The organism is Tenacibaculum sp. 190524A05c, from assembly GCF_964036595.1.
Lineage (GTDB): Bacteria > Bacteroidota > Bacteroidia > Flavobacteriales > Flavobacteriaceae > Polaribacter > Polaribacter platacis.
Window position 1 is genome coordinate 1,889,693 of sequence record NZ_OZ038523.1, and the last position, 22,175, is coordinate 1,911,867.

At 30.9% G+C, this 22,175-nt stretch carries 13 protein-coding genes and 1 tRNA gene; 9 read left to right on the forward strand and 5 right to left on the reverse strand.

The genetic code is table 11. From position 1 onward, the window contains the following. Positions 1 to 16 precede the first annotated feature (16 nt). Positions 17 to 1,552, reverse strand: coding sequence for a YifB family Mg chelatase-like AAA ATPase (locus tag ABNT61_RS08255; RefSeq protein WP_348745562.1), 1,536 nt, complete (start codon positions 1,550 to 1,552; stop codon positions 17 to 19). Between the two features lie 209 nt (positions 1,553 to 1,761). Between ABNT61_RS08255 and ABNT61_RS08260 the strand changes: the two genes are divergently transcribed. Together ABNT61_RS08260 and ABNT61_RS08265 are read left to right on the forward strand one after the other, a co-directional pair. After that, on the forward strand, positions 1,762 to 4,494 hold the full coding sequence (locus tag ABNT61_RS08260) for a TonB-dependent receptor (protein ID WP_348745563.1): 2,733 nt from the start codon (positions 1,762 to 1,764) through the stop codon (positions 4,492 to 4,494). Next, on the forward strand, positions 4,491 to 6,281 hold the full coding sequence (locus tag ABNT61_RS08265) for a YfiR/HmsC family protein (protein ID WP_348745564.1): 1,791 nt from the start codon (positions 4,491 to 4,493) through the stop codon (positions 6,279 to 6,281). Before ABNT61_RS08260 ends, ABNT61_RS08265 begins: the two co-directional genes overlap by 4 nt. Positions 6,282 to 6,802: 521 nt before the next feature. Here the strand turns inward: ABNT61_RS08265 and ABNT61_RS08270 are convergent. Both ABNT61_RS08270 and ABNT61_RS08275 read right to left on the reverse strand, forming a co-directional pair. Continuing rightward, the gene (locus tag ABNT61_RS08270) at positions 6,803 to 8,419 is read right to left on the reverse strand and encodes an ATP-binding protein (protein WP_348745565.1); all 1,617 of its coding nucleotides are present in this window, start codon (positions 8,417 to 8,419) and stop codon (positions 6,803 to 6,805) included. Between the two features lie 322 nt (positions 8,420 to 8,741). Beyond that, positions 8,742 to 8,823, reverse strand: a tRNA-Leu gene (locus ABNT61_RS08275). A 148-nt stretch (positions 8,824 to 8,971) separates the two neighbouring features. Between ABNT61_RS08275 and ABNT61_RS08280 the strand changes: the two genes are divergently transcribed. Beyond that, on the forward strand, positions 8,972 to 10,360 hold the full coding sequence (locus ABNT61_RS08280) for a dipeptidase (protein WP_348723640.1): 1,389 nt from the start codon (positions 8,972 to 8,974) through the stop codon (positions 10,358 to 10,360). A gap of 39 nt (positions 10,361 to 10,399) precedes the next feature. Here ABNT61_RS08280 and ABNT61_RS08285 read toward each other — a convergent pair whose 3' ends face one another. Then, complete coding sequence (locus tag ABNT61_RS08285; protein ID WP_348745566.1) at positions 10,400 to 11,056, reverse strand: DUF2490 domain-containing protein; 657 nt, start codon at positions 11,054 to 11,056, stop codon at positions 10,400 to 10,402. A gap of 1 nt (position 11,057) precedes the next feature. Beyond that, the gene (locus tag ABNT61_RS08290) at positions 11,058 to 11,627 is read right to left on the reverse strand and encodes a hypothetical protein (protein ID WP_348745567.1); all 570 of its coding nucleotides are present in this window, start codon (positions 11,625 to 11,627) and stop codon (positions 11,058 to 11,060) included. A gap of 100 nt (positions 11,628 to 11,727) precedes the next feature. Here ABNT61_RS08290 and ABNT61_RS08295 point away from each other — a divergent pair, with 100 nt between their 5' ends. The 6 genes from ABNT61_RS08295 (at position 11,728) to ABNT61_RS08320 (ending at position 22,136) form a co-directional block, all read left to right on the forward strand. Beyond that, positions 11,728 to 13,632, forward strand: a complete 1,905-nt coding sequence (locus ABNT61_RS08295) for a DUF3857 domain-containing protein (RefSeq protein ID WP_348745568.1) — start codon at positions 11,728 to 11,730, stop codon at positions 13,630 to 13,632. Between the two features lie 19 nt (positions 13,633 to 13,651). After that, complete coding sequence (locus ABNT61_RS08300; protein ID WP_348745569.1) at positions 13,652 to 15,589, forward strand: DUF3857 domain-containing protein; 1,938 nt, start codon at positions 13,652 to 13,654, stop codon at positions 15,587 to 15,589. Positions 15,590 to 15,595: 6 nt separating this feature from the next. Next, on the forward strand, positions 15,596 to 17,539 hold the full coding sequence (locus ABNT61_RS08305) for a hypothetical protein (protein WP_348745570.1): 1,944 nt from the start codon (positions 15,596 to 15,598) through the stop codon (positions 17,537 to 17,539). 251 nt (positions 17,540 to 17,790) lie between these two features. Further along, positions 17,791 to 18,864 carry a hypothetical protein gene (locus ABNT61_RS08310; RefSeq protein ID WP_348745571.1) on the forward strand — a complete coding sequence of 358 codons (1,074 nt, stop codon included), beginning with the start codon at positions 17,791 to 17,793 and terminating at the stop codon, positions 18,862 to 18,864. Positions 18,865 to 18,978: 114 nt separating this feature from the next. Beyond that, positions 18,979 to 19,350 carry a BlaI/MecI/CopY family transcriptional regulator gene (locus ABNT61_RS08315; protein ID WP_348712542.1) on the forward strand — a complete coding sequence of 124 codons (372 nt, stop codon included), beginning with the start codon at positions 18,979 to 18,981 and terminating at the stop codon, positions 19,348 to 19,350. Positions 19,351 to 19,412: 62 nt separating this feature from the next. Beyond that, the gene (locus ABNT61_RS08320) at positions 19,413 to 22,136 is read left to right on the forward strand and encodes a M56 family metallopeptidase (protein WP_348745572.1); all 2,724 of its coding nucleotides are present in this window, start codon (positions 19,413 to 19,415) and stop codon (positions 22,134 to 22,136) included. Positions 22,137 to 22,175 lie beyond the last annotated feature (39 nt).

Below are 22,175 nucleotides of genomic sequence, written 5' to 3' on the forward strand. Positions count from 1 at the left end.
CATCACATCATTTTTTTTAACCCAACCAACCTTCTCTATCAAGACTTCTGTATTGAATTGCTTCTGCTATATGATTACCAGTAACTTCAGTTGAATTTTCCAAATCTGCAATAGTTCTGCTTACCTTTAAAATACGGTCATAAGCTCTTGCGGATAAATTCAATTTCTCCATAGCATTTTTGAGTAAGGTCTTACTTTCATCAGAAAGCACGCAAAACTCACGAATTTGCTTTACAGACATTTGAGCGTTGTAGTGCACATTATTAAATTCTTTAAATCGTAAAGATTGAATTTTCCTAGCTTTAATCACTCTTTTCCTAATTTCAACACTACTTTCTCCTTTTTTAACTTCCGTTAATTTCTCAAAAGGAACTGGAGTTACTTCGATGTGAATATCAATTCTATCTAATAAAGGACCTGAAATCTTACTCATATACCTTTGCATTTCAGCCGGAGAAGAAGACATGATATTATTTTCATCATTAAAAAAACCTGACGGGCTAGGGTTCATACTTGCTACCAACATAAAACTACTAGGATAAGTGATAGTAAATTTAGCTCTAGAAATGGTAACTTCTCTATCCTCCAAAGGTTGTCTCATCACCTCAAGTACGGAACGTTTAAACTCTGGAAGTTCATCTAAAAACAGCACTCCATTATGTGCTAATGATATTTCTCCTGGTTGTGGATATTGACCTCCTCCTACTAATGCTACATCTGAAGTTGTATGGTGAGGCGCTCTAAATGGTCGTTGACGTAGTACTCCAGAATTTTTCACCTTACCAATTACTGAATGAATTTTTGTTGTTTCTAAAGCCTCATCTAATGTCATCGGAGGTAAAATAGACGGTAATCGTTTTGCTAACATTGTTTTCCCTGCTCCTGGAGGACCAATCAAGACAATATTATGACCACCAGCGGCAGCAATCTCCATGCATCTTTTTATAGATTCTTGTCCTTTTACATCAGAAAAATCAAATTCTAAAGATTCTTCTCCTTGGTTAAAAGCTTCTTCAGCATCAATAATTGTCGGTTCCAAATTTTCTTCCTCATTAAAATGTTGAATAACTTGTAAAATATTATCTACTCCATAAACGGTTAATCCAGAAACTATAGCTGCTTCCTTTGCATTCTCTTTAGGTAAAACTAAATACTTAAATCCTTCCTCTTTCGCCTTTATCGCTATTGGCAATGCTCCTTTTATAGGTTGTAACTTTCCATCCAAAGAAAGTTCTCCCATAATTACATATTCGGAAATATTATCCGTTTGAATTTGACCCGAGGCTCCGAGTATTCCAATAGCAATAGGCAAATCATAAGCAGCACCTTCTTTACGAATATCAGCAGGAGCCATATTTATGATAATTTTCTTTCCAGGGAGTTTATAGTTCACATTGGTAAGTGCCGCTGAAATCCGATAAGAACTTTCACGCACAGCATTATCTGGTAAACCTACCAAATGATACCCAATTCCTTTATCAATATTAACTTCAACAATAATGGTGATAGCTTCCACCCCGAAAACGGCAGAGCCATGAATTTTAACTAGCATATTTTTTTCTTTAGCAATTTGAAACGAAATAAAAACTTTTTAATGAAATACACAATTATCAGTTAAATATTTTCGATAATCGAACTAATTCACATCATTAATTCCCGATTCGCTAGTCAATCAAAAGAAAATAAATATATTTGTGGTCTAGTCTCTATACCCAACATTAACGCTAACTAATAACATTCAATTAAATTAATTATTTGAAAGTGTTTTCTATTTTATATACGTTAAGGTTAAAGTTTACTCTTACTAGTTTACTTTTAGTGTTTTTGTTTAGTTTAAATAGTTACTCACAATCAAGAGCTACTATTTCTGGAACTGTTTCAGACGAATTTGGCGGTACACTACCTGGAGCAAAAGTAAGTATTGAAGGAACTACAATATTTACATCTACAAATGCAGATGGATTTTACCAATTTGATATTGAAGAAGGCGAATATGTAATAAACGTCAGTTTTATTATGTATAACAATATTTCTAAATCCGTGGAAGTGAAAGTGGGAGAAAATGCTACTCTGGACTTTGTACTTTCTGCTGGATTTTCTATTGACGAACCTATATCATTAGGATCGAGAGCACAGCCAAAATCACTTTTAAAAACTACGGTTCCTGTAGATATTATTTTTCCTGAGGAAATTACAAATTCATCTCATTTAGAAATCGGACAAATTCTACATTTCTTAGTACCTTCTTTTCATTCAACTCATCAAACTATTTCAGATGGAACAGACCATGTTGATCCTGCTAGTTTAAGAGGATTAGGACCTGACCAGGTGTTAGTTTTAATTAATGGAAAAAGAAGACACTCGAGTTCTTTGCTAAATGTGAATGGAACTGTTGGAAGAGGAAGTGTTGGAACGGATTTCAATGCCATTCCCAAAGCTGCTGTGGATCGAATTGAAATTTTAAGAGATGGTGCTACCTCACAGTATGGTTCTGATGCTATTGCTGGAGTAATTAATATTATTTTAAAACAACAGACTGAGTTTATAGATATTGATGGTCAATTTGGAACAAATACTGAAGGTGATGGAGAAACCAGGTACTTCGGAGCAAATTTGGGATTAGAATTGGGTAAACAAGGATTTTTAAATCTTACTGCTGAATATCGACAAAGAGAACCTACAAATAGAGCAGGTAATTATACTGGAAGCGTTTATACTTCTGATCCTACTGTTGATACACAACTTATCAATCAAAATAACTTTTTTGGTCAAACTGGATTTAGTGATCAAAGAGTTATGGAAATAGGAAATGCTGGAACGCAAAATCTTAGTTTTTTCTTTAATGGAGAATTACCGATTAACGAAAAGACTACATTCTATTTTCATGGAGGAAGGAACAACAGACAAGGAAATTCGAGAGGTTTTTATCGATTCCCTAAAGATGAGGATAGAGTTGTGTTAGAATTAAATCCGGATGGTTTTTCTCCTGAAATATTAACTGATATAAGAGATGATGCTATTTTAGCCGGAATTACTGGGATAAAAAATGGATGGAATTTAGATTTCAGCCAATCTCTTGGTATAAACACAATCGGGTTTAATGTTGAAAGTTCTAACAATGCTTCCATGGGAATTTCATCACCTAGAGGATTTAATTCTGGTGGTTTTAGATACCAGCAAAGTACTACAAATTTCGATTTAACTAAAAACTTCGATTACTTAAAAGGATTGAATCTGGCTTTTGGAGGAGAACTTCGATTGGAGAATTATCAAATTATTGCCGGAGAGGAAGCATCTTATATAGATGGTGGAAGCACATATATTGACGGTAACGGTGTTGAACAACCTAGAATTCCTGGAGCACAAGTTTTTCCTGGTATTCGACCAGAAAATGAACTGAGTAGATTTAGAACAAATGCTGCTGCATATATTGATGTGGAATTAAATCCAAATGACAATTGGTTATTGAAAGGAGCTATGAGATATGAGTTTTATAATGATTTCTCTGGTCAAACCATTTGGAAATTAGCCTCTAGGTATAGTTTTTCAGATAATTTAAGTATTCGTTCTAGTTTCTCCACTGGTTTTAGAGCTCCTTCGTTACATCAGGTGTATTTTCAAAATGTGAGTAATCAATTTATTGATGGTGATATTAAAGAAGTAGGAACTTTTAATAGCGAAAGTGCTATTGTTAATGACGCTTTTGAATTAGAAAGTTTAAAACCTGAATTATCAAATCATTTTAGTTTAGGTGTAAGTGGAAAAGTAAATAACACATTTACATTCTCCTTCGATTTGTATCAAATAAATATTGAAGACAGAATTGTATTATCGGCTCGTCTTGAAGATGGATTTGAAACTATTTTACAACCGTTTAATGTAAGTGCAGCACAATTTTTAACCAATGCGATTGATTCTCGTACAAGAGGTTTAGATGCCGTAATAAATTATCGTGATAAATTAGGAGAAGGAGAAGTTTATGCTTCTTTAGCAGCGAACTTCAACAATACTAAAGTTGATCGTATCAATATAGAAAGTGGACAAATTGGAGGAATGGATAATTCTGCAATTTTTAATCGTGAAGAAGTTGCCAGAATTGAATCTTCACAACCTAACTTCAAAATTAACTCATTAGTTTCATATGATTGGAATAAATTTATTTTCCAATTACGAAATACATATTTTGGAGAAGTAACATATATGCATCCGAGTGATGGCGATTCTAACAACTGGGCTTTAAATGAGTTTAATGGATTAATAGAATCGAGAGATCAAACGTTTGCCCCTAAAATACTTACTGATTTATCCTTAAGTTATAAATTCGAGAACTGGATTAGATTTAGTTTAGGCGCGAACAATATTTTCAACGTTTATCCAGATAAACATAAACACTCTGCCAACACAAGTCAAGGTAATTTCACGTACAGTAGACGTGTACAACAATTTGGTGTTCAAGGTGCAAATTACTTTTTACGATTAGATTTAAAATTATGATTCGATTAAAAACAACTCGATTATTCATTGTTTTTACAATCATATGTAGTGCGATTCAAATGAATGCCCAATCTAATGATGTAAAACGTCTTCAACGTGCTATTTTCATTTTTAATTTCGCTGAACAGGTTAGTTGGAAAAATGCTCCTGAAGATCAATTTACCATTGGTGTTTTAGGAAATGATAATACCATAACAGATCTTAAAAATTTAGCAAAAAAGAGAAAAATCAAGAACAAACCAGTTCATATCAAACATTTTTCTGCCATTCGAGACGTGAAAAATGTTCAACTAGTTTTTGTAAAACAGCGCTACAATTTTGACATTAATTATTTACTAAAAAAGATAGCAAACCATAATACACTAGTAGTCACCGAAGGATATAGTTACAATTCTTCTATGATTAATATTATAAATGTGAATAACTCTTTTGCTTACGAGTTAAATGAAAAACTATTATCAAGAGAAAATTTCAGAATTGCCTCTTCTTTAAAAAAATTCGCCATTACCTCTTCTGATAAATGGAAACAATTATATCAAACTACAGAGAAGGAATTAATAAAAGCCGAAGAGAAAAAAACCGAACAAAGAGAACTAATTGAAAACAAAGAAGAGCAGATACAATCTCAGCAAAAGACAATTACAGTTCAAGAAAAAGAACTTACGGTAAAAAATGATTCAATTTATGTACAAACTCAAGCTATAGAAAAGCTGTTTGATGAAAATGAATTTCAAAAAAAGAAATACGAGGAAAAACTTTTAATTGAAAAAGAACTTGAAAAAAGAATCCAACATCAGTTTGAATCGATTAAAAAGCAAAAAGAGAATATAAAATCTATAAACTCTGAAATTGAAACACAACAGAAAAAGTTAAATCAACAAGCGGAGGAAATCATTGTAAAAGAAAATATTTTAAAAGAAAAAGACCACAAATTAAATACTCAAAAAACAATTAATTATCTCCTTATTGCTGTAATAGCATTTGCGCTTTTAGTAACCTTTTTGATATACAGAAGTTATGCAGCTGTTAAAAGATATAACAAGGAATTAGCCCTAAAGAATGATAAAATTTACAAACAATCCATTCAATTAGAGTCCAAGAATAAAGAATTGGAGCAATTCGCTCATATTACGAGTCATGATTTAAAAGAGCCGTTAGCTTCTATTTTTAGTTTTGCTAATGAACTTGAAGAAAATCATAAAACCCAATTAGATGATGATGGCGCTCATTATGTGAGCTTTATTACCAGAGCAAGTAAAAGAGGATTGCAATTCATAGATGCACTTCTAGCTTATTTTAAACTGGGAACCTCTGACATTCTTAATACAGAAATTAATTGTAGTGATTTAGTAACCGATATTACAACGGATTTATCCGGTCTGATTTCTAGAAATAATGCAACTGTTAACTATAGTAATTTACCAATTGTAAATGCTTCAGCTATTGAACTTAGGTTATTATTTCAAAACTTAATAAACAATGCCATTAAGTTTAAAAAATCAGATACAAATCCAATTGTTAGTATAACTGCACAAAAAATCAGAGAGAACAATAATCAGTCAAAATATTGGCAATTTTCTGTTTCTGATAATGGTATTGGAATAGCAGATCATAACAAAGAAAAGATATTCGTAATCTTTAAACGATTGCACTCAAAAGAACAATATGAAGGTACCGGAATTGGATTAGCCTACTGCAAAAAGATTGTCGAATCTTTAGGAGGTAAAATATGGTTTGATTCAAAAGAAGGTGAAGGAACTACTTTCCATTTTACATTACCCGCGTAAATTCGTTGTAAAAATGTAACATTTTTAAAGAACCACTTCTTAAAAAACAAGTTTTCAAAAAGTTACTTTAAACACAATTATGAAACATCATTGAACTTTAATCTTTTCTAATCATTATAATTTAGTATCAGTAAAAGAAGTTAATCTTTAAGTATAAATAAATATAAACTTAATTGGGGGATGAAGTTTATACTTTTACTTAAGACTAAAAACATAAAACAACAAGGCTCTAAGTTTTGTTGTTTTTTTTATTAATAAAATTCGAAGCATAAAAAAAGTGCGAAAGAATCGCACTTTAATAATCTCTTGTAAAATATAATGAAGTCTTAAATAATCCCCCTAAAAATTCTTCATTAAATTAATTTTTTAACTAAACCCCAAAAGATTACCCTTCAAATTTAGCCAATACTATCTTACAGTACCTTCAATAATGTTACCTGAAAAAATCACACTTTAGAACAAAAAACCACAGTAAAACAAAGGGTTTGACATGAAAATTACACTGATGTTACCTCTAGAAACTAGTGTTTATGAGCATGTTTATACTCGTTTGGAGTTTGATCATATTTATTCCTAAATGCCGTTGAGAAGTAATTTGGTGATGAAAAACCAACTGAATACGCTATATCAGCAATTGACAAATTGTTATCTCCAATTAATAACTCCTTACTTTTTTCTAATCTAATATTCTGGATATAATCGCTAATTGTTATTCCTAAAACAGCTTTAGTTTTACGATATAACTGTACTCTAGAAATATGTAATTCCTCCGCTAGAATTTCAACAGTAAACGACGAGTCATCTAAATGTTTTTGGATAAGTTCATTCAACTTCCCTATAAATGCAACTTCTTTATCTTTATTCTTTCCCTCAGCTTTATTAGGACGTTCTATTGAAGTATTTAAGTATAGCTGTTTTAAATATTTTTGAATCTGTTTTCTATTGTATAGTAAAGACTCTATAGACTCAGATAACACAGAAAGATTGAATGGTTTCGTTAAAAACATATCAACACCAGATTTCAATCCTTTAATATGAGCTTCATCAGTATCTAAAGAAGTTAACATGATTACAGGGATATGTGAAGTTCTTTCATCGTTCTTTACAAACTCACAAAGTTCGAATCCGTTCTTCTGAGGTAGATTAACATCGCTTACAATAACGTCCGGTATGGTTTCCAATATTTTTGACTCAACATTAATTCCATCCGATTCATGAACCTCATATGACTTTTTCAACTTGCTTTTCAAAAAGAACCTTAAATCGTCATTATCTTCGATAATTAGAACAATTTCCTCATTAGAATTTAAATCTTCTTTAATGTGTTCTCTAGAATCAGTTAGACTATCGCTATGCCCAACCTGAATATCTTCTTCAACGATCAATTGATTCTCAGAAAAATGATCTTCTCCCTTTGGAAGCGAAATAATAAATTCCGATCCAATATTTTCTTTGGAAATGACTTCAATTGTTCCCTTATGAAGTTCAGCATACGCCTTAGCTAAATACAACCCAATTCCAGAACTTGATTGTTGATTGTTATTACCTTGATAAAACTGATTGAATATTTTTTCTTTATCTGTTACTGAGATTCCTATACCTGAGTCTTTTACAGCAATACATACCGAATTCTCTTTTTCAAAAATATCAACACTTATTTTTCCTTGAATCGGTGTAAACTTGAAGGCATTAGACAATAGATTAAAAATCATGTTTCGAACTAACTCTCTATCTACAAATAATTCAAGACTGTTTGCATTAGAATTAAACGAAAACTCAATTCCCTTTTTTTGTGCTTCTTTTTGAAAATTTGAATAGACTGAAGAAACTAAAGCAGAAATACTTGTTCTCGATACTTTTAAATCAAACTCATTATTTTCAAGTTTTCTAAACTCTAAAAGTTGATTGACCATCTTCAACAACAAGTTTGCATTATCATGAATTAAATTCAATTCTTTTGAATCATGATTGGAATTCGAATTCATTAGTGATTCCGTTGAAGACAATATTAGAGAAACCACAGTTTTAAAATCGTAAGAAATTCCTTTAAAGAAATTACTTGCCGTTGTACTAGAATCATCTAACCTTTGCACAGAATCATCATTATTTACATCTCCAGACAATTGATTTTCTTCCATTTTTATTTGCATTGATTGGAATGAGAACTTGTAATAACTTATAACCAAGTAGATACTCCAGCTCGAAACATCAGCTCAATTAACTGATATTTAAAAACTAAGCTACATTCCTCTTATTTAAATCACCGACTACTTACAATCAGTTTTCACTGCGATTTACAAAGCTTATTATACTAAAAATTAGGTTAGAATAGCGAAAGTAACAATAATATTTAAATTAAAATTCATTAAAAGTATTTCGAGATGACTTTATATTATCCATATTGAAAATATAAAAGAATAAAAAAAAGCATCTTAGAAATCTAAGATGCTTTTCAGCTTGTACGGGTGAAGGGAGTCGAACCCCCACGCCTTGCGGCACTAGATCCTAAGTCTAGCGTGTCTACCAATTCCACCACACCCGCGTGTTTTGAATTGTGGGTGCAAATATACATAAAGTATTCAAAACACAAACTTAAATATGATTTTTGTCTCATTTTTTTCTTTCTATTTGCATTTAGTGATTCGTATTTCTTTAAAAATGAATTAACTTAGCCTTAAATAAATTTTATAATGCAAACCATTCAAGAATATATATCTACTCACAAAAACAGATTTATTGAAGAACTTATCGAATTATTAAAAATCCCATCTGTTAGTGCAGATACGGCTTACTCGCAAGATGTTTTAAACACTGCAGATGCCATTATGGATTCTTTAAAAAAAGCTGGATGTGATCATGTTGAATTATGTGAAACACCTGGTTATCCTATTGTATATGGAGAGAAAATAATTGACAAAAACTTACCTACAGTATTAGTTTACGGACATTACGATGTTCAACCTGCTGATCCTATTGATTTATGGGATTCTCCTCCATTTAATCCTGTTATTAAAAAAACAGATATTCATCCAGAAGGAGCAATTTTTGCTCGTGGCGCATGTGATGATAAAGGTCAAATGTACATGCATGTAAAAGCTTTAGAGTACATGACTTCTCAAGGAAACCTTCCGTGTAATGTAAAGTTTATGATTGAAGGTGAAGAAGAAGTTGGTTCAGAAAGTTTAGCTTGGTTTGTACCTAGAAATACTGAAAAATTAGCCAATGATGTAATCTTAATTTCAGATACTGGAATGATTGCTAACGATATTCCATCAATTACAACAGGTCTAAGAGGTTTAAGTTATGTTGAAGTTGAAGTTACTGGACCGAACAGAGATTTACATTCTGGATTGTATGGTGGTGCTGTGGCAAATCCAATAAATATTTTATCTAAAATGATTGCTTCTCTTCATGATGAGAACAATCATATTACTATTCCTGGTTTTTATGATAAAGTAGAAGAATTATCTCGTGAAGAACGTGATGAAATGGCTAAAGCTCCATTCTCTTTAGAAGAATACAAAAAAGCCTTAGACATTGATGCCGTTTATGGTGAGAAAGATTATACAACAAACGAAAGAAACTCTATCCGTCCAACATTAGATGTTAATGGAATTTGGGGAGGATATATTGGTGAAGGTGCAAAAACTGTAATTGCTTCTAAAGCCTATGCTAAAATTTCAATGCGTTTAGTTCCAAATCAAGATTGGGAAGAAATCACTCAATTATTTAAAACTCATTTTGAAAATATTGCTCCCGCAGGAGTAAAAGTTAAAGTAACTCCACATCATGGAGGACAAGGTTATGTTACTCCAATTAACAACATTGGATATCAGGCAGCGAGTAAAGCATATCAAGAAACTTTTGGAGTTACTCCTATTCCGCAAAGAAGTGGAGGAAGTATTCCTATTGTAGCATTATTCGAACAAGAATTGAAAAGCAAAACCATATTAATGGGATTCGGATTAAACTCAGATGCAATCCACTCTCCTAATGAACATTTTGGTGTTTGGAATTATTTAAAAGGAATAGAAACTATTCCGTATTTCTATAAGCACTTTGCAGAATTGAGCAAATAAGAACATATTAGAGTAGCATGTTTAGGCATGCTACTTTTTTTATAAAGAAATGTACCAAGTTGTTCGAAACCATAAATTATTTTTATGCTCAGTTTCTAATACTCTGCCCAATCGGTAATCCAATCCAAATTCAATCTTATCTTTTTTACTCAATTTATATCCTAAATATGGAGATAAACGAATTTCCAAATCCTTTTCATTAAACTGATATAAATACTCATTGGATATTTTCAAATACCATTCGTTAATATCAACTTTCTCTCCATTTAATGCTTTTTGAATTGTAGCTCTGTATCGCGTTCGAAATTGCGTTTTGATATCAGACTGAAAAAACTGTTCCAACCCAAAACGATGAGCTAGTTTAAATGCTTCTAAATTTTGAATACGATTGTAATGCTGTAATAATCTATGAATAGTTTCTCCTTCTCTAAATCGTAAAATATATCCAAAATTAAAAGACTCATTAATATCGGATCTGTAAGATAAAATTGTGGAAAGGTCAACTAAATTATGAGAAAATTGAAAAGCCTCTTTATAAATATCCTCTCTAGCTTCAATACTATTTACCCACTTCAAATTTTCATTTAACTTTTTCGAGATATTAACTTTTGGCAACCAACCAAAACTTAATTTCGATTGGGCTAAAAGATTTGTTCCGAAGAACATAATGATTAAACATAAAAACCTCTTCATCATCCTAAAACTCTAGATTATCATAGTTATCTGGAAGAAATTTTAGCTCCTTAAGCACTTTATTCCCTTCTTCATTGAATAAAAACTCAAATTTTTGATATCCTTTTTTCTCCTTTCCTTTTACAATCAGTTCAAATTTTGGTTGCAAATAACAGGTTCTTTGCAAACATTTTATTAGCTCCTCACCTCTTCCTGTATATTGAAGTTGAACTTTTTTAATGCGGTACTTTCTAAATCTCTTTTTCAATATAGAACTTACATTTCCCATGACAGTCTTGCTTAAACTTGTAAACTTAACTTTTACTTCAATATCTAACACCTCTCCCTTTTCATTAAATTCTAAACTATGTTTATTTCCGTTATGATTAACTTTTGCTTCGAATGTTTTCCCTTCTTGACTTTCCTCAACAAACCACTTTACCTTTTTCTGGAATTTTGCTCTCTTAACAAAATCAATAGCCTGAACTGGAACTTCCTTTAATGAAACTCGATACTCTCTTTCAAATTTGAATTGAGAGTACGAAGTTTGATAAATCAAAATAAGTAGTAATGTTAGTAGTTTGTTTTTATTCATCACAAATCAAGTATATACACAAAACTAATAGAAACTTAATTATTCATTAGCAGGAAACAACGTTTTATTTTTTTTTATAAATTTGCTGAAAATTAAGACTATGAGAAATAAAATTGCGTATTTATCTCTATTATTATGTTGCTCTTTATTTACCTATGCTCAAGATTTGAGTTTAACTGCTATAACAATACCTGCAGAATTAACTAAAGATGCAAATGCTGTAGTTAAAGAAAGCTATACAGAGATAAATTTAAATGCCATAGATGAAATGACCGTTAAACTTAGAAAGGTTACTACGGTTCTTAATAAATTAGGTGATAGACATATTGATGCTGCCATTCACTATGACAGTGATAGGAAAATTACAAAGTTATCTGCAAAAATCTATAACGCTCTTGGAAAAGAAATTAAAAAGTTTTCTAAAAGCAAATTTATTGATGTTAGTGCTGTTAATGGGTTTACTCTTTATTCTGACGACAGATTAAAATATATTGATTACACGCCTACGGAATATCCATATACTGTTGTATTTGAATGTGAATTTAAATCATCTTCTACTGGCTTTATTCCTGAATGGAACCCTCAAGATTCTTATTACATTTCTGTTCAAAGAAGTGAATATAAAATTAACAATCCCAATAACTTTAAAACTAGAATTAGAAAACTAAATTTTGAAAACTATCCAATCAAAAAAGTATCTGATGAAAGTATTCATTATTTAGCGGAAAACGTACCTGCAATAGAGTATGAAAGAAATAGCATTAATTATACAGAAATTTTTCCCAGATTATTAGTTGCTTTAAATCAGTTCAGTCTAAATAAAGTATCAGGAACTGGAACTGACTGGAAAGAATTTGGGAAATGGATGAATGCTAAACTTCTTAATGGAAGGGCAGAGTTATCACCTGCAACAATTGAACAAGCAAAAAACTTGGTTTCTGGCTTAGATAATGATATTGAGAAAGCAAAAAAAATATATGAATTTGTTCAAAACAAAACTAGATATATTAATGTAAGTATTGGTATTGGAGGCTGGCAACCTGCGGCTGCGAATGAAGTTGACAAAATGGGATATGGTGATTGTAAAGGTTTAACGAATTATACAAAAGCTTTACTTGATGTTGTTGGAGTAGAATCTTACCATACTTTAGTTTATGCAAAGGAAAGAAGAGATATTGATAAAAATTTTTCTTCTTTGCAAGGCAATCATATGATTTTGAATATTCCTAATAATGGAAATGACGTGTGGTTAGAATGTACTAGTCAAACTATTCCTTTTGGGTTTTTAGGTGATTTTACCGATAATAGAGATGTTTTAGTAATCACTCCAGAAGGAGGAATCATCAAAAGAACTCCGTCTTATCAAAATGAAACTAATCTTCAAACCTGTAAAGCCAATATTAAATTAGATGCTAATGGAAATATTGAGGCTGATGTAGAAATTACCTCAAAAGGAGTTCAGTACGATGATAAATACCATATAGAAAGTTACTCGAAAAACGATTTAGAAAAATACTACAAGTCTTCAAGATGGTCTTACAATAACAATCTAGAGATAAAATCAACAAAACTGACAAACGATAAAAAGAATGTGATTTTCACAGAAAATATTACTACTACAGTTGCGGATTATGGAAGTATAACGGGAAATGAATTATTGTTAAGAGTGAACATTTTTAATAGAGACACTTACGTTCCTAAACGTTATAGAACAAGAAATTACCCATTACAGATTAGCCGAGGTTATAAAGATGTTGATGATTTTACCATTACTATTCCCGAAGGATACAACATAACAACCTTACCTCCTAAGTACGAAATCACTACTAAATTTGGTACGTACTCAATGGAAGTTAAAAAAGTAGATGAAAAAACTCTTACCTATCATAAATCTATATTAATCAAAGAAGGAACATTTCCTAAAGAAGATTACAAACTATATCGAAAATTCAGAAAACGTATTGCTAAACAAGAAAATTTAAGAATTGCTCTACAAAAACTATAAAATCAAACTTTAAAAGACTATGAGGAAATTATTTATCATGCTAACCTTGTTAGTGTCAATCTCAGTTGCTTCACAAGAAATTAAATTCGGAAAGGTATCCAAACAAGCATTAGAAGAAGAGTATTACCCATTAGATTCAACAGCTAATGCTGCTTACTTACTAAAACAAAGAAAAACATTCTACGAATACAATAGAAATGCAGGGTTTCGAATTGTAAGTTACTTTCATTACCGCTTAAAAGTATACAACAAACAAGGTCTTGACAGAGCTACATTCAAAATTTACTATGCTTCCAAATCTGGTAGTACAGAAAAAATTTCTAGCGTTAAAGGGTATACTTTCAATCTAAATGAAAATGGTGAAATTACTAAGGATAAATTGAGTGATAAAAGTATTTTCAAGGAAAGACAATCTGAATACAGAAGTGTAAAAAAAGTAACAATGCCAAATGTAAAGGAAGGTTCTATAATTGATTTAAAATACAAACTTACTTCCCCTTACATCTACATTGTTGATGATTTATCTTTTCAAACCAATATTCCAATAAAAAAATTACATATAGAGATTGAAACTCCAGAATGGTTTGTGTTTAATAAAATAGGTAAAGGTTTTTATACTATACCTCCAAAGAGTTCGAAAAAAACAAGGGATCTTAATTTTAATGTTGATATTTATGATGGAGAAAATATACCAGCATTGAGAGATAATGAGCCATTTGTTTCTAACATTAATAACTACTATGGTGGATTAAAATATGAATTATCTTATACTCAATTTCCAAATTCCACAATCAAAACTTATTCGGATTCTTGGGAAAATGTAAGTAAGCAAATTTATAAATCTTCTAAGTTTGGAGGAGAACTTGAAAGAACGAGTTACTTTAAAGAAGATCTACAAAATATACTTGCTCAAGCCAAAGGAGATGTTCAGAAAGCTCTTGCTATTTTCGAACATGTTAAAAACAAAGTTCAATGGAATTCAGAATATGGAAAATTCACAAGAGATGGAACGAAAGAAGCATATAAAAAAGGAACTGGTAATGTTGCTGAAATTAATCTAATCCTTACTGCTATGCTAAGAGAAGCAGGACTCGGAGCGAATCCCGTTTTAGTAAGCACTCGTAATCATAACATCCCTATTTTCCCTACTCTAGATGGATTTAATTATGTAGTTAGCTTAGTTGAGTTTACTGACGGGACTTCAATGTTACTTGACGCTACGGAAAAATATGCGATGCCAAATGTATTACCATATAGAGCTTTAAATTGGAATGGAAGAAAAGTTACTAAAGAAGGGTATTCTACTTGGGTTAATTTAAACGCTCCAAAACATTCATCTGAAACTAATACCTTAAAAGTAAAACTTGATGAAGAAGGAACGGTAGAAGGGTTATTAAGAACTAAAGATGAAATGCTTAGCGCAATGTTAGGTAGAAAACGATATAATCAATATGAAGATGATGAAGTTATTTCTAAACTTGAAGAGAAATATGATATTGAAATAGAAAACTTTAGAGCTAGTAATAAAGAAAATGTTTACAAGTCGTATAACAAAATGCTTAAGTTTAGCTCAGAGGATTTAGTTGAAAACATTAATGGTAAATTATTAATTAACCCATTATTGTTCTTAACAGATAAAACAAACCCTTTCAAGTCTGAAGAAAGAACTTTTCCTGTTGATTTTGCCTCTGCTTGGAAAGAAACAAATAATGTTTCAATTCAATTACCAGAAGGCTATAAAGCTGAATCCATTCCAGAACAATTTGCTATCGGATTACCTGATAACCTTGGATTCTTTAAATTCAAAGTAACAAATACAGGTAAAACTGTTAATATTAATTCTATTATTCAAATTAACAGTCCGATTATCGCTCCAAATTACTACAGTAGTTTAAAAGAGTTTTACACAAAAGTTATTGCGAAACAAAAAGAACAAATTGTATTAGTCAAAGGATAACAGCAGATGAAAAATTTACTTGTAATACTACTTATTTTTATAAGTAGTATTTCTGTTTACGGACAAAAAAACAGAAAAACTCCAAAGCTTGGACAAACATCTAGAGCCGAGTTAGAGCTGACAGTATATGAGAAAGATTCTACTGCTGGAGCTTTAATACTTGAAGAGAAAGGATATTCTTATGTTGATGAAGAAAATAATTACGATTTCAGAAGAGATATATACAGAAGAGTGAAAATTTTTAACAAATCTGAATTCGATCGAACAACAATAGAATTAAATTTATATAAGGAAGAGGAAGTAAAATATATAAAAGCTGTAACGTATAACATTGAAGACGGCAGAGAAACCAAGATTTACTTATTATCAAATCAAATATTTAAAAAGAAACTTTCTGAAAATTGGTCTCAAACAACGTTTACCCTTCCTAATGTTAAAGAAGGATCTGTAATTGAATATACGTACAGTTTATTTTCTCCTTATAGTCAAATTGATGAATGGAAATTTCAAACTGACATTCCTAAAGTTAAAAGTGATTTTATATCATCTTTCCCTGGAAATTGGAAATATAACATAAGAATTAGATCAACAAAAAAATTAGATAGAAACAAGTCTTACATTAAAAAATCTTGTTTGCAAGTGGGTGGTTTAGGTGCTGCAGATTGCTCTGTAATGGAATATGGAATGGACGATATTCCTGCTTTTAAGAGTGAAGATTTTATGCTTTCCGAAGAAAATTTTAAAGGGAAACTTATTTTTGAACCCATTTCATTTACCAATACTAATGGTGTAATAAAAAAATACACCCAAACTTGGAAAGATGCAGATCGAACAATAAGAAAAATATTTTTAGATGCTCAAACAACTAAAAAAGGATTCTTTAGAAAAAAATTACCTCAGCAATTATTCTCAGCAAATTCGGAAACTGAAAAAGCAGAAGGCATTTATAAGCACATACAAAATAAACTAACTTGGAATAAAGACTTTAGAACAAAATCAATTCGAGTAAAAGATATTTATAAGAGCAATTCAGGTGGTGTAGATGGAATTAATCTAGTTTTATACAACTGTTTACAAGCTGCCAATATTGAGAGTTATATCGTCGGATTGTCTACCAGAAAAAACGGAATTATTACAAAACTTCATCCATCAATTTCACTATTCAACTATTTTTTAGTTAAGGTTATCGTAGATGGTCAAACTTACTTTTTGGATGCAACTGACAAAAATTTAATATTTGGTGAAGTTCCATATAGATGTTTAAATGGTGAAGTAAGAGTTTTTGACTTTAAAAAAGGAAGTTACTGGGAGCTTTTAAAACCAAAATTCAGATCAAGTGTTCGACATAATATCTCTCTAAAATTTGACGAAACAGGAGAAATGACAGGAGATATTATCTCTTCTGAAAAAGGATATTATGCACTTCGTAAGAGAAGAGAACTACAATCACAATCAGAAGAAGATTATTTAGAAGAATTTGAAACGGATAATTCAATACTTGAAGTAGATGAGTTTACGATAATTTCCGACAAAAAGGACCTCATAAAAACATCCTATCAAGTTAGTATTCCTGATTTTACGTTGGAAGCCGATGTTATCAAACTAAATCCTTTTGTAATTGATAAAAATGGGGAAAACCCATTTAAACTTAAAGAGCGAAATTATCCAGTAGATTTTGGTTATGCTTGGTCTAAATCATATTCAATAAGAGTTTCAATTCCTGATGGATATACTGTATCTAAACTCCCGGAAAACAAAGCAGTTTCTCTTCCCGAAAAAGGAGGAAAGTTAATTTACAGAGTAAACAAAACAGATACCGAAGTAATTATTTACATGAAGTTCAACTTTAGTAAAGCAATTTACTCCAATGTAGAGTATTATTACTTAAAAGAATTTTTCAAACAATTAATTAAACTTCAGGAAGGTTATATAGAGCTTAAAAAATCATAACCAAACACATAAAATTATTTAAAAGTAACATTAGTTGATATCATTCGTCGACAAAAGTAAACCAATTAAAATATCAACTAATGTTACTTTCACAAGAGTATAGGGAAAACTGGTCTGTTTTCTCTAAAATTACCTTTCGATTTGTTTTTCTGTATTTCGGCCTATATATCTTTTTTCTCTTTACAGGACGGATGTTCTTTGAAGATTTTTTCGCTTGGGTCGGAAAAAACATTTTAAAATCTGAGGGACGATTGGAATATTTTCCAACTGGTAGTGGTGACACTACTATGGCATACATCAGTATTTTCGTTCAGGTTATTTTTACAATTATTGGAACCTTTTTATGGTCTATTCTAGATCGAAAAAGAAAATCCTACAACACATCGTTCTATTGGTTATTAGTATTAATCAGAATTGCCTTAGTTGTTTTTATGCTTGCCTATGGATTTGCTAAGGTTTATAAGACTCAATTTCCATCACCTAATCTTTCTCAACTCTTAGAACCTTTAGGAAAGCATTCTCCTATGGCTTTAGCTTGGATATATATGGGACATAGTGAAGGGTTTAATTTCTTCACTGGCTTATTAGAGGTATTATGTGGATTATTACTTATTCCAAGAAGAACTCAAACCTTAGGTAGTATCCTTACGATGATGGTAATGTTTCAAATCGTACTTCTTAACTTATTTTATGACATTCCAGTAAAACAATTTGCAATTCATTTATTCTTAATGGCATCGCTTATTTTCTTCACAGATATTAAAAGAGTTTGGACTGTATTTGTAAAAAACAAATCAGTAGAAGATTATAATTTTTTTCATCCTGTAAAATCAAGAGGCTATCACAAGTTCATTTTTTGGTTTAAACTAATTGTAACTATACTTTTTGTGTCTACTATGGCTTATCAAGGATCGCAAACGGAAAAAACATTTGGAGATGATAGAGAAAAATCCGAATTATATGGAATTTGGGAAGTACATAAATTCACTAAAAATTCAATTGAACGACCAGCAATTGTTACTGATACTTTAAGATGGCGCTACTTAATTTTTGATCAAAAAGGTGTAGCCTGTATTCGAACAATGGATAATAAAGCAACTTGGTATAATGCAGAATATGATGAATTAAAAAAGGAGTTAGCCATTTTCAGAAGATCTGATAGTATAGATCACAAACCATTTCAAATTTCGAAAACAGCAAATGAATTATCACTCAAAGGAGTTTTCAAAAACGATACACTTTCTTTAGAATTAAAAACTGTGGATTTAAAAAAATTCCCGTTAATCAATCGCCCCTTCAGGTGGATACAAGAAACTCCTAACTAAATTAAGTACTGATTTCTCTTAGAGTTTACTGAATTTCAGACAAAAAACAACTCTACACTTGTAGAATTAAATTTTAATTTCTACATTTGTAGAGTTAATTCTAATTTTGTAGAAATGCAGTTAAGCAAAACCGAGGAACAATTAATGCAATTATTATGGAAGTTAAAGAAAGGATTCATGAAAGACATCCTATCCGAATTTCCAGAACCTAAACCAGCTACTACAACAGTTGCTACGCTTTTAAAAAGAATGCGTGATAAAGGATTTATCGATTATAAATTATACGGTAAATCAAGAGAGTATTATCCTCTTGTTAAAAAGACAGACTATTTCTCAAAACACGTTAACGGTTTAATTAAAAACTTCTTTAACGATTCCGCTAGCCAATTTGCATCGTTCTTTACCAAAGAAACAGACTTATCTGTAACCGAATTAGAAGAACTACGTAAAATCATAGACAATCAAATAAAAGAGCAGAAAAAATGATTATGTATTTAATTAAATCATCTATTTGCTTAACGATACTGATGCTATTTTATCAGTTTGTCTTGGAACGCGAAAAGATGCACCAATTCAATCGTTTCTACCTTTTAGGTAGTGTACTATTTTCATTCTTAGCTCCACTCTATAACATTATCGTTTATATACCGATAGAAACAATAGTAGAACCAATGCTAATGGATGAAGCCTTTATTGAAACAGACCTGGTGGTTCAAGAAGAGCCAATAAATTACTTAGTTATTTTATTACTTATTTCAGCAACTATTTCATTTATATTTTTCATTCGCTTCGGAATTAATCTCTTTAAGATTTTTAATAAAATCCGAAGTAATGACAGTATTAAAATCGATAAAGCCGTTTTAGTTCTAGTAGATGATGAAATTAATCCACATACCTTTTGGAATTATATCTTTATTAATAAAAACGACTATACTTCTCAAAATATAGAAAAGGAATTATTAACTCATGAGTTAACGCATGTTACTCAAAAACATACTATAGACGTACTTTTTATAGAGCTATTGAAAATAATTTTTTGGTTCAACCCTCTATTCTATGTACTTAAGAAATTCATTCAGCTTAACCACGAATTTATAGCAGATAACAAGGTGATTCACCTTCATAAAAATATTTCCGAGTATCAGCACTTACTTTTAAACAGAGCTGCTTGGAACAACGATTATTACCTGGCCAGTAATTTGAATTATTCATTAACAAAAAAACGATTAGTTATGATGAGCACAAGAACATCAAAAGTCAACCATTGGCTGAAAAAAATTGCGGTAATTCCATTACTAACTGGAAGCATTTACGTTTTTGCCGAGCGTGTTGAAAAGTTTCAAGAAATAGAAACTATTAACGAACATAGAAACAACGAAAGCGATTCTTATTTAGAAGTTGTTGAAGGAGAAAACACAAAAGAAACGAGTACTCCTGAATACCATTACACCAAACAAACATTTTGGGTTAAAGGTAACAACGGTAAACAAGTTGCTAAAAAGTATTACGAATTATCAGAAAGATTACGCAAAAAATGGTTGCTATTTCCAAAAAACAAAAAGGAAAATTTAACTCAAAGTGAATTAAACACACTTAAAGATGCACAAAATTACGTTGTAAGAATAAACGGTGTTGTAATTAATAACTCTGATCTTTCTAACTACAAAAACACCGATTTTGTTGCTTACTCTTATGATAAGATTCATAAACTAGCAAAGTTAAATCAACAATTTCATTATAATCTATTAACAGGAGATGGTTTTGAGACGTTAAAAAACCTAAAAACGATTATTAAAAAAGAGAAAGCTCAAAACAATTCAAAGCAAAGTATTCCTGATGAAGAATTAACTTCAACTAGTGTAAATCCTGCCAAAAAAGAACAGTTCTTAGCATCGGTAGAAAGAACTAATAATAATGTTGTTTTAAAATGCTATAACTGCAAACGTTGGGCAAAATTAAAAATCCCATTACATAAAGAATTTACAATTACAGACTGGGGTTTCACAAATAACAGCAATATCTCAACAGGTGAATATGCATTTACGATCAAGGTGACAGAAAAGGATGTACACTTTAAAGGATTAAAAAACACTGCATGGCAAACCTTAGGTTTTACATTATTTGAAAATAAAAAGCAGTATATCAATCAGAATGGGATGATTGCCTATGAAGAAAATTTAAAAAAGGACATTGATTTAAAATTAAAGGGAGTTGACAATTTAGAATTATCATTTCCAGAAAACCCTAAATTTACAGTTTCTCAGGAAAGTTATAGCGATGATTTAATTTTTTACAATGAACAAAAATCAGACTATGATCAAATTAGAAAAATTAGCCCTAATTACATCAACAGTAGTCCTGAACGTAAAAATGAGTTAGACGAATTATACTCGCAATTAGGTCTGCTATATTGGGAACTTTCAATTGAGGATAGAAATAAAGCTAAACGCGCTGCTCGCCCTTATGCTCCGTACATAAAAATCAAAAAAATAAACGATTTTTATTACAAGTTACCGAGTGAACTTACAGATGAAGATAAATTGTTTATCCAACCAACACCTCCAAATCCTGATGCAACAGAAGAGGAAAAGGAAAAATATAAACCAATCTTTGCTAAATGGGTTAGAAAGGTAAATAAATACCTGAAAGAGAAAGAGGCACGTCAATCAAATAATGAGTCGCAAGACAAACCCAAAAAAGGAATGGTTAAAATAAATGGTCAAGACCTATATTATGTTACAAATAATAAAGGAACCACATATTATAACCGTTGGGGACAACAAGTTGACAAAACTGGGAAAATTATAAATCCTGAAAAGAAATTTCCTGTAGTAAGAAAAGGAGACGATTCAAATATTCCTCCTCCACCTCAAAAAGCTTCAAAGAAATACAAGGATGTTAAGGTAATTGAGGATAAAAAAGGAGAATTATACATGGTTTTAACGGAAAGTAATGGTAAAAAAGTGGTTAAAAAAATGGCTGACTTAACTCCAGAAGAGAAAAAACAGCTACCACCTCCGCCACCACCAGCTGACCCAAGTACAATTAAAAAGCAAAATTCAAAAATTACTATTGACAAAATAGATAAGTTATCTAATAAAGAAATCCTGTCGATTTCAAATAATGGAAGTCAAAAAGACCCAATTATATACTTAAACGGTAAAGAAATCAATAAACAGGAATACTTAAAAATAGATAAGCAAACTATTAAAAAAGTACACGTAAATAAAAAAGAGGGAAAACACGGAGCAGTATATATTACTACAAAATAACAACCTCATTTAAATATGTTAAAAGCCTCATAAAAGAGG

Excerpts from the sequence above, each read along its gene's own strand:
- ABNT61_RS08300 (WP_348745569.1), top strand. The coding sequence starts at position 13,652 with ATGAGGAAATTATTTATCATGCTAACCTTGTTAGTGTCAATCTCAGTT.
- ABNT61_RS08270 (WP_348745565.1), bottom strand. The coding sequence starts at position 8,419 with ATGGAAGAAAATCAATTGTCTGGAGATGTAAATAATGATGATTCTGTG.
- ABNT61_RS08280 (WP_348723640.1), top strand. The coding sequence starts at position 8,972 with ATGCAAACCATTCAAGAATATATATCTACTCACAAAAACAGATTTATT.
- ABNT61_RS08265 (WP_348745564.1), top strand. The coding sequence starts at position 4,491 with ATGATTCGATTAAAAACAACTCGATTATTCATTGTTTTTACAATCATA.
- ABNT61_RS08305 (WP_348745570.1), top strand. The coding sequence starts at position 15,596 with ATGAAAAATTTACTTGTAATACTACTTATTTTTATAAGTAGTATTTCT.
- ABNT61_RS08255 (WP_348745562.1), bottom strand. The coding sequence starts at position 1,552 with ATGCTAGTTAAAATTCATGGCTCTGCCGTTTTCGGGGTGGAAGCTATC.
- ABNT61_RS08290 (WP_348745567.1), bottom strand. The coding sequence starts at position 11,627 with ATGAATAAAAACAAACTACTAACATTACTACTTATTTTGATTTATCAA.
- ABNT61_RS08285 (WP_348745566.1), bottom strand. The coding sequence starts at position 11,056 with ATGATGAAGAGGTTTTTATGTTTAATCATTATGTTCTTCGGAACAAAT.
- ABNT61_RS08315 (WP_348712542.1), top strand. The coding sequence starts at position 18,979 with ATGCAGTTAAGCAAAACCGAGGAACAATTAATGCAATTATTATGGAAG.
- ABNT61_RS08295 (WP_348745568.1), top strand. The coding sequence starts at position 11,728 with ATGAGAAATAAAATTGCGTATTTATCTCTATTATTATGTTGCTCTTTA.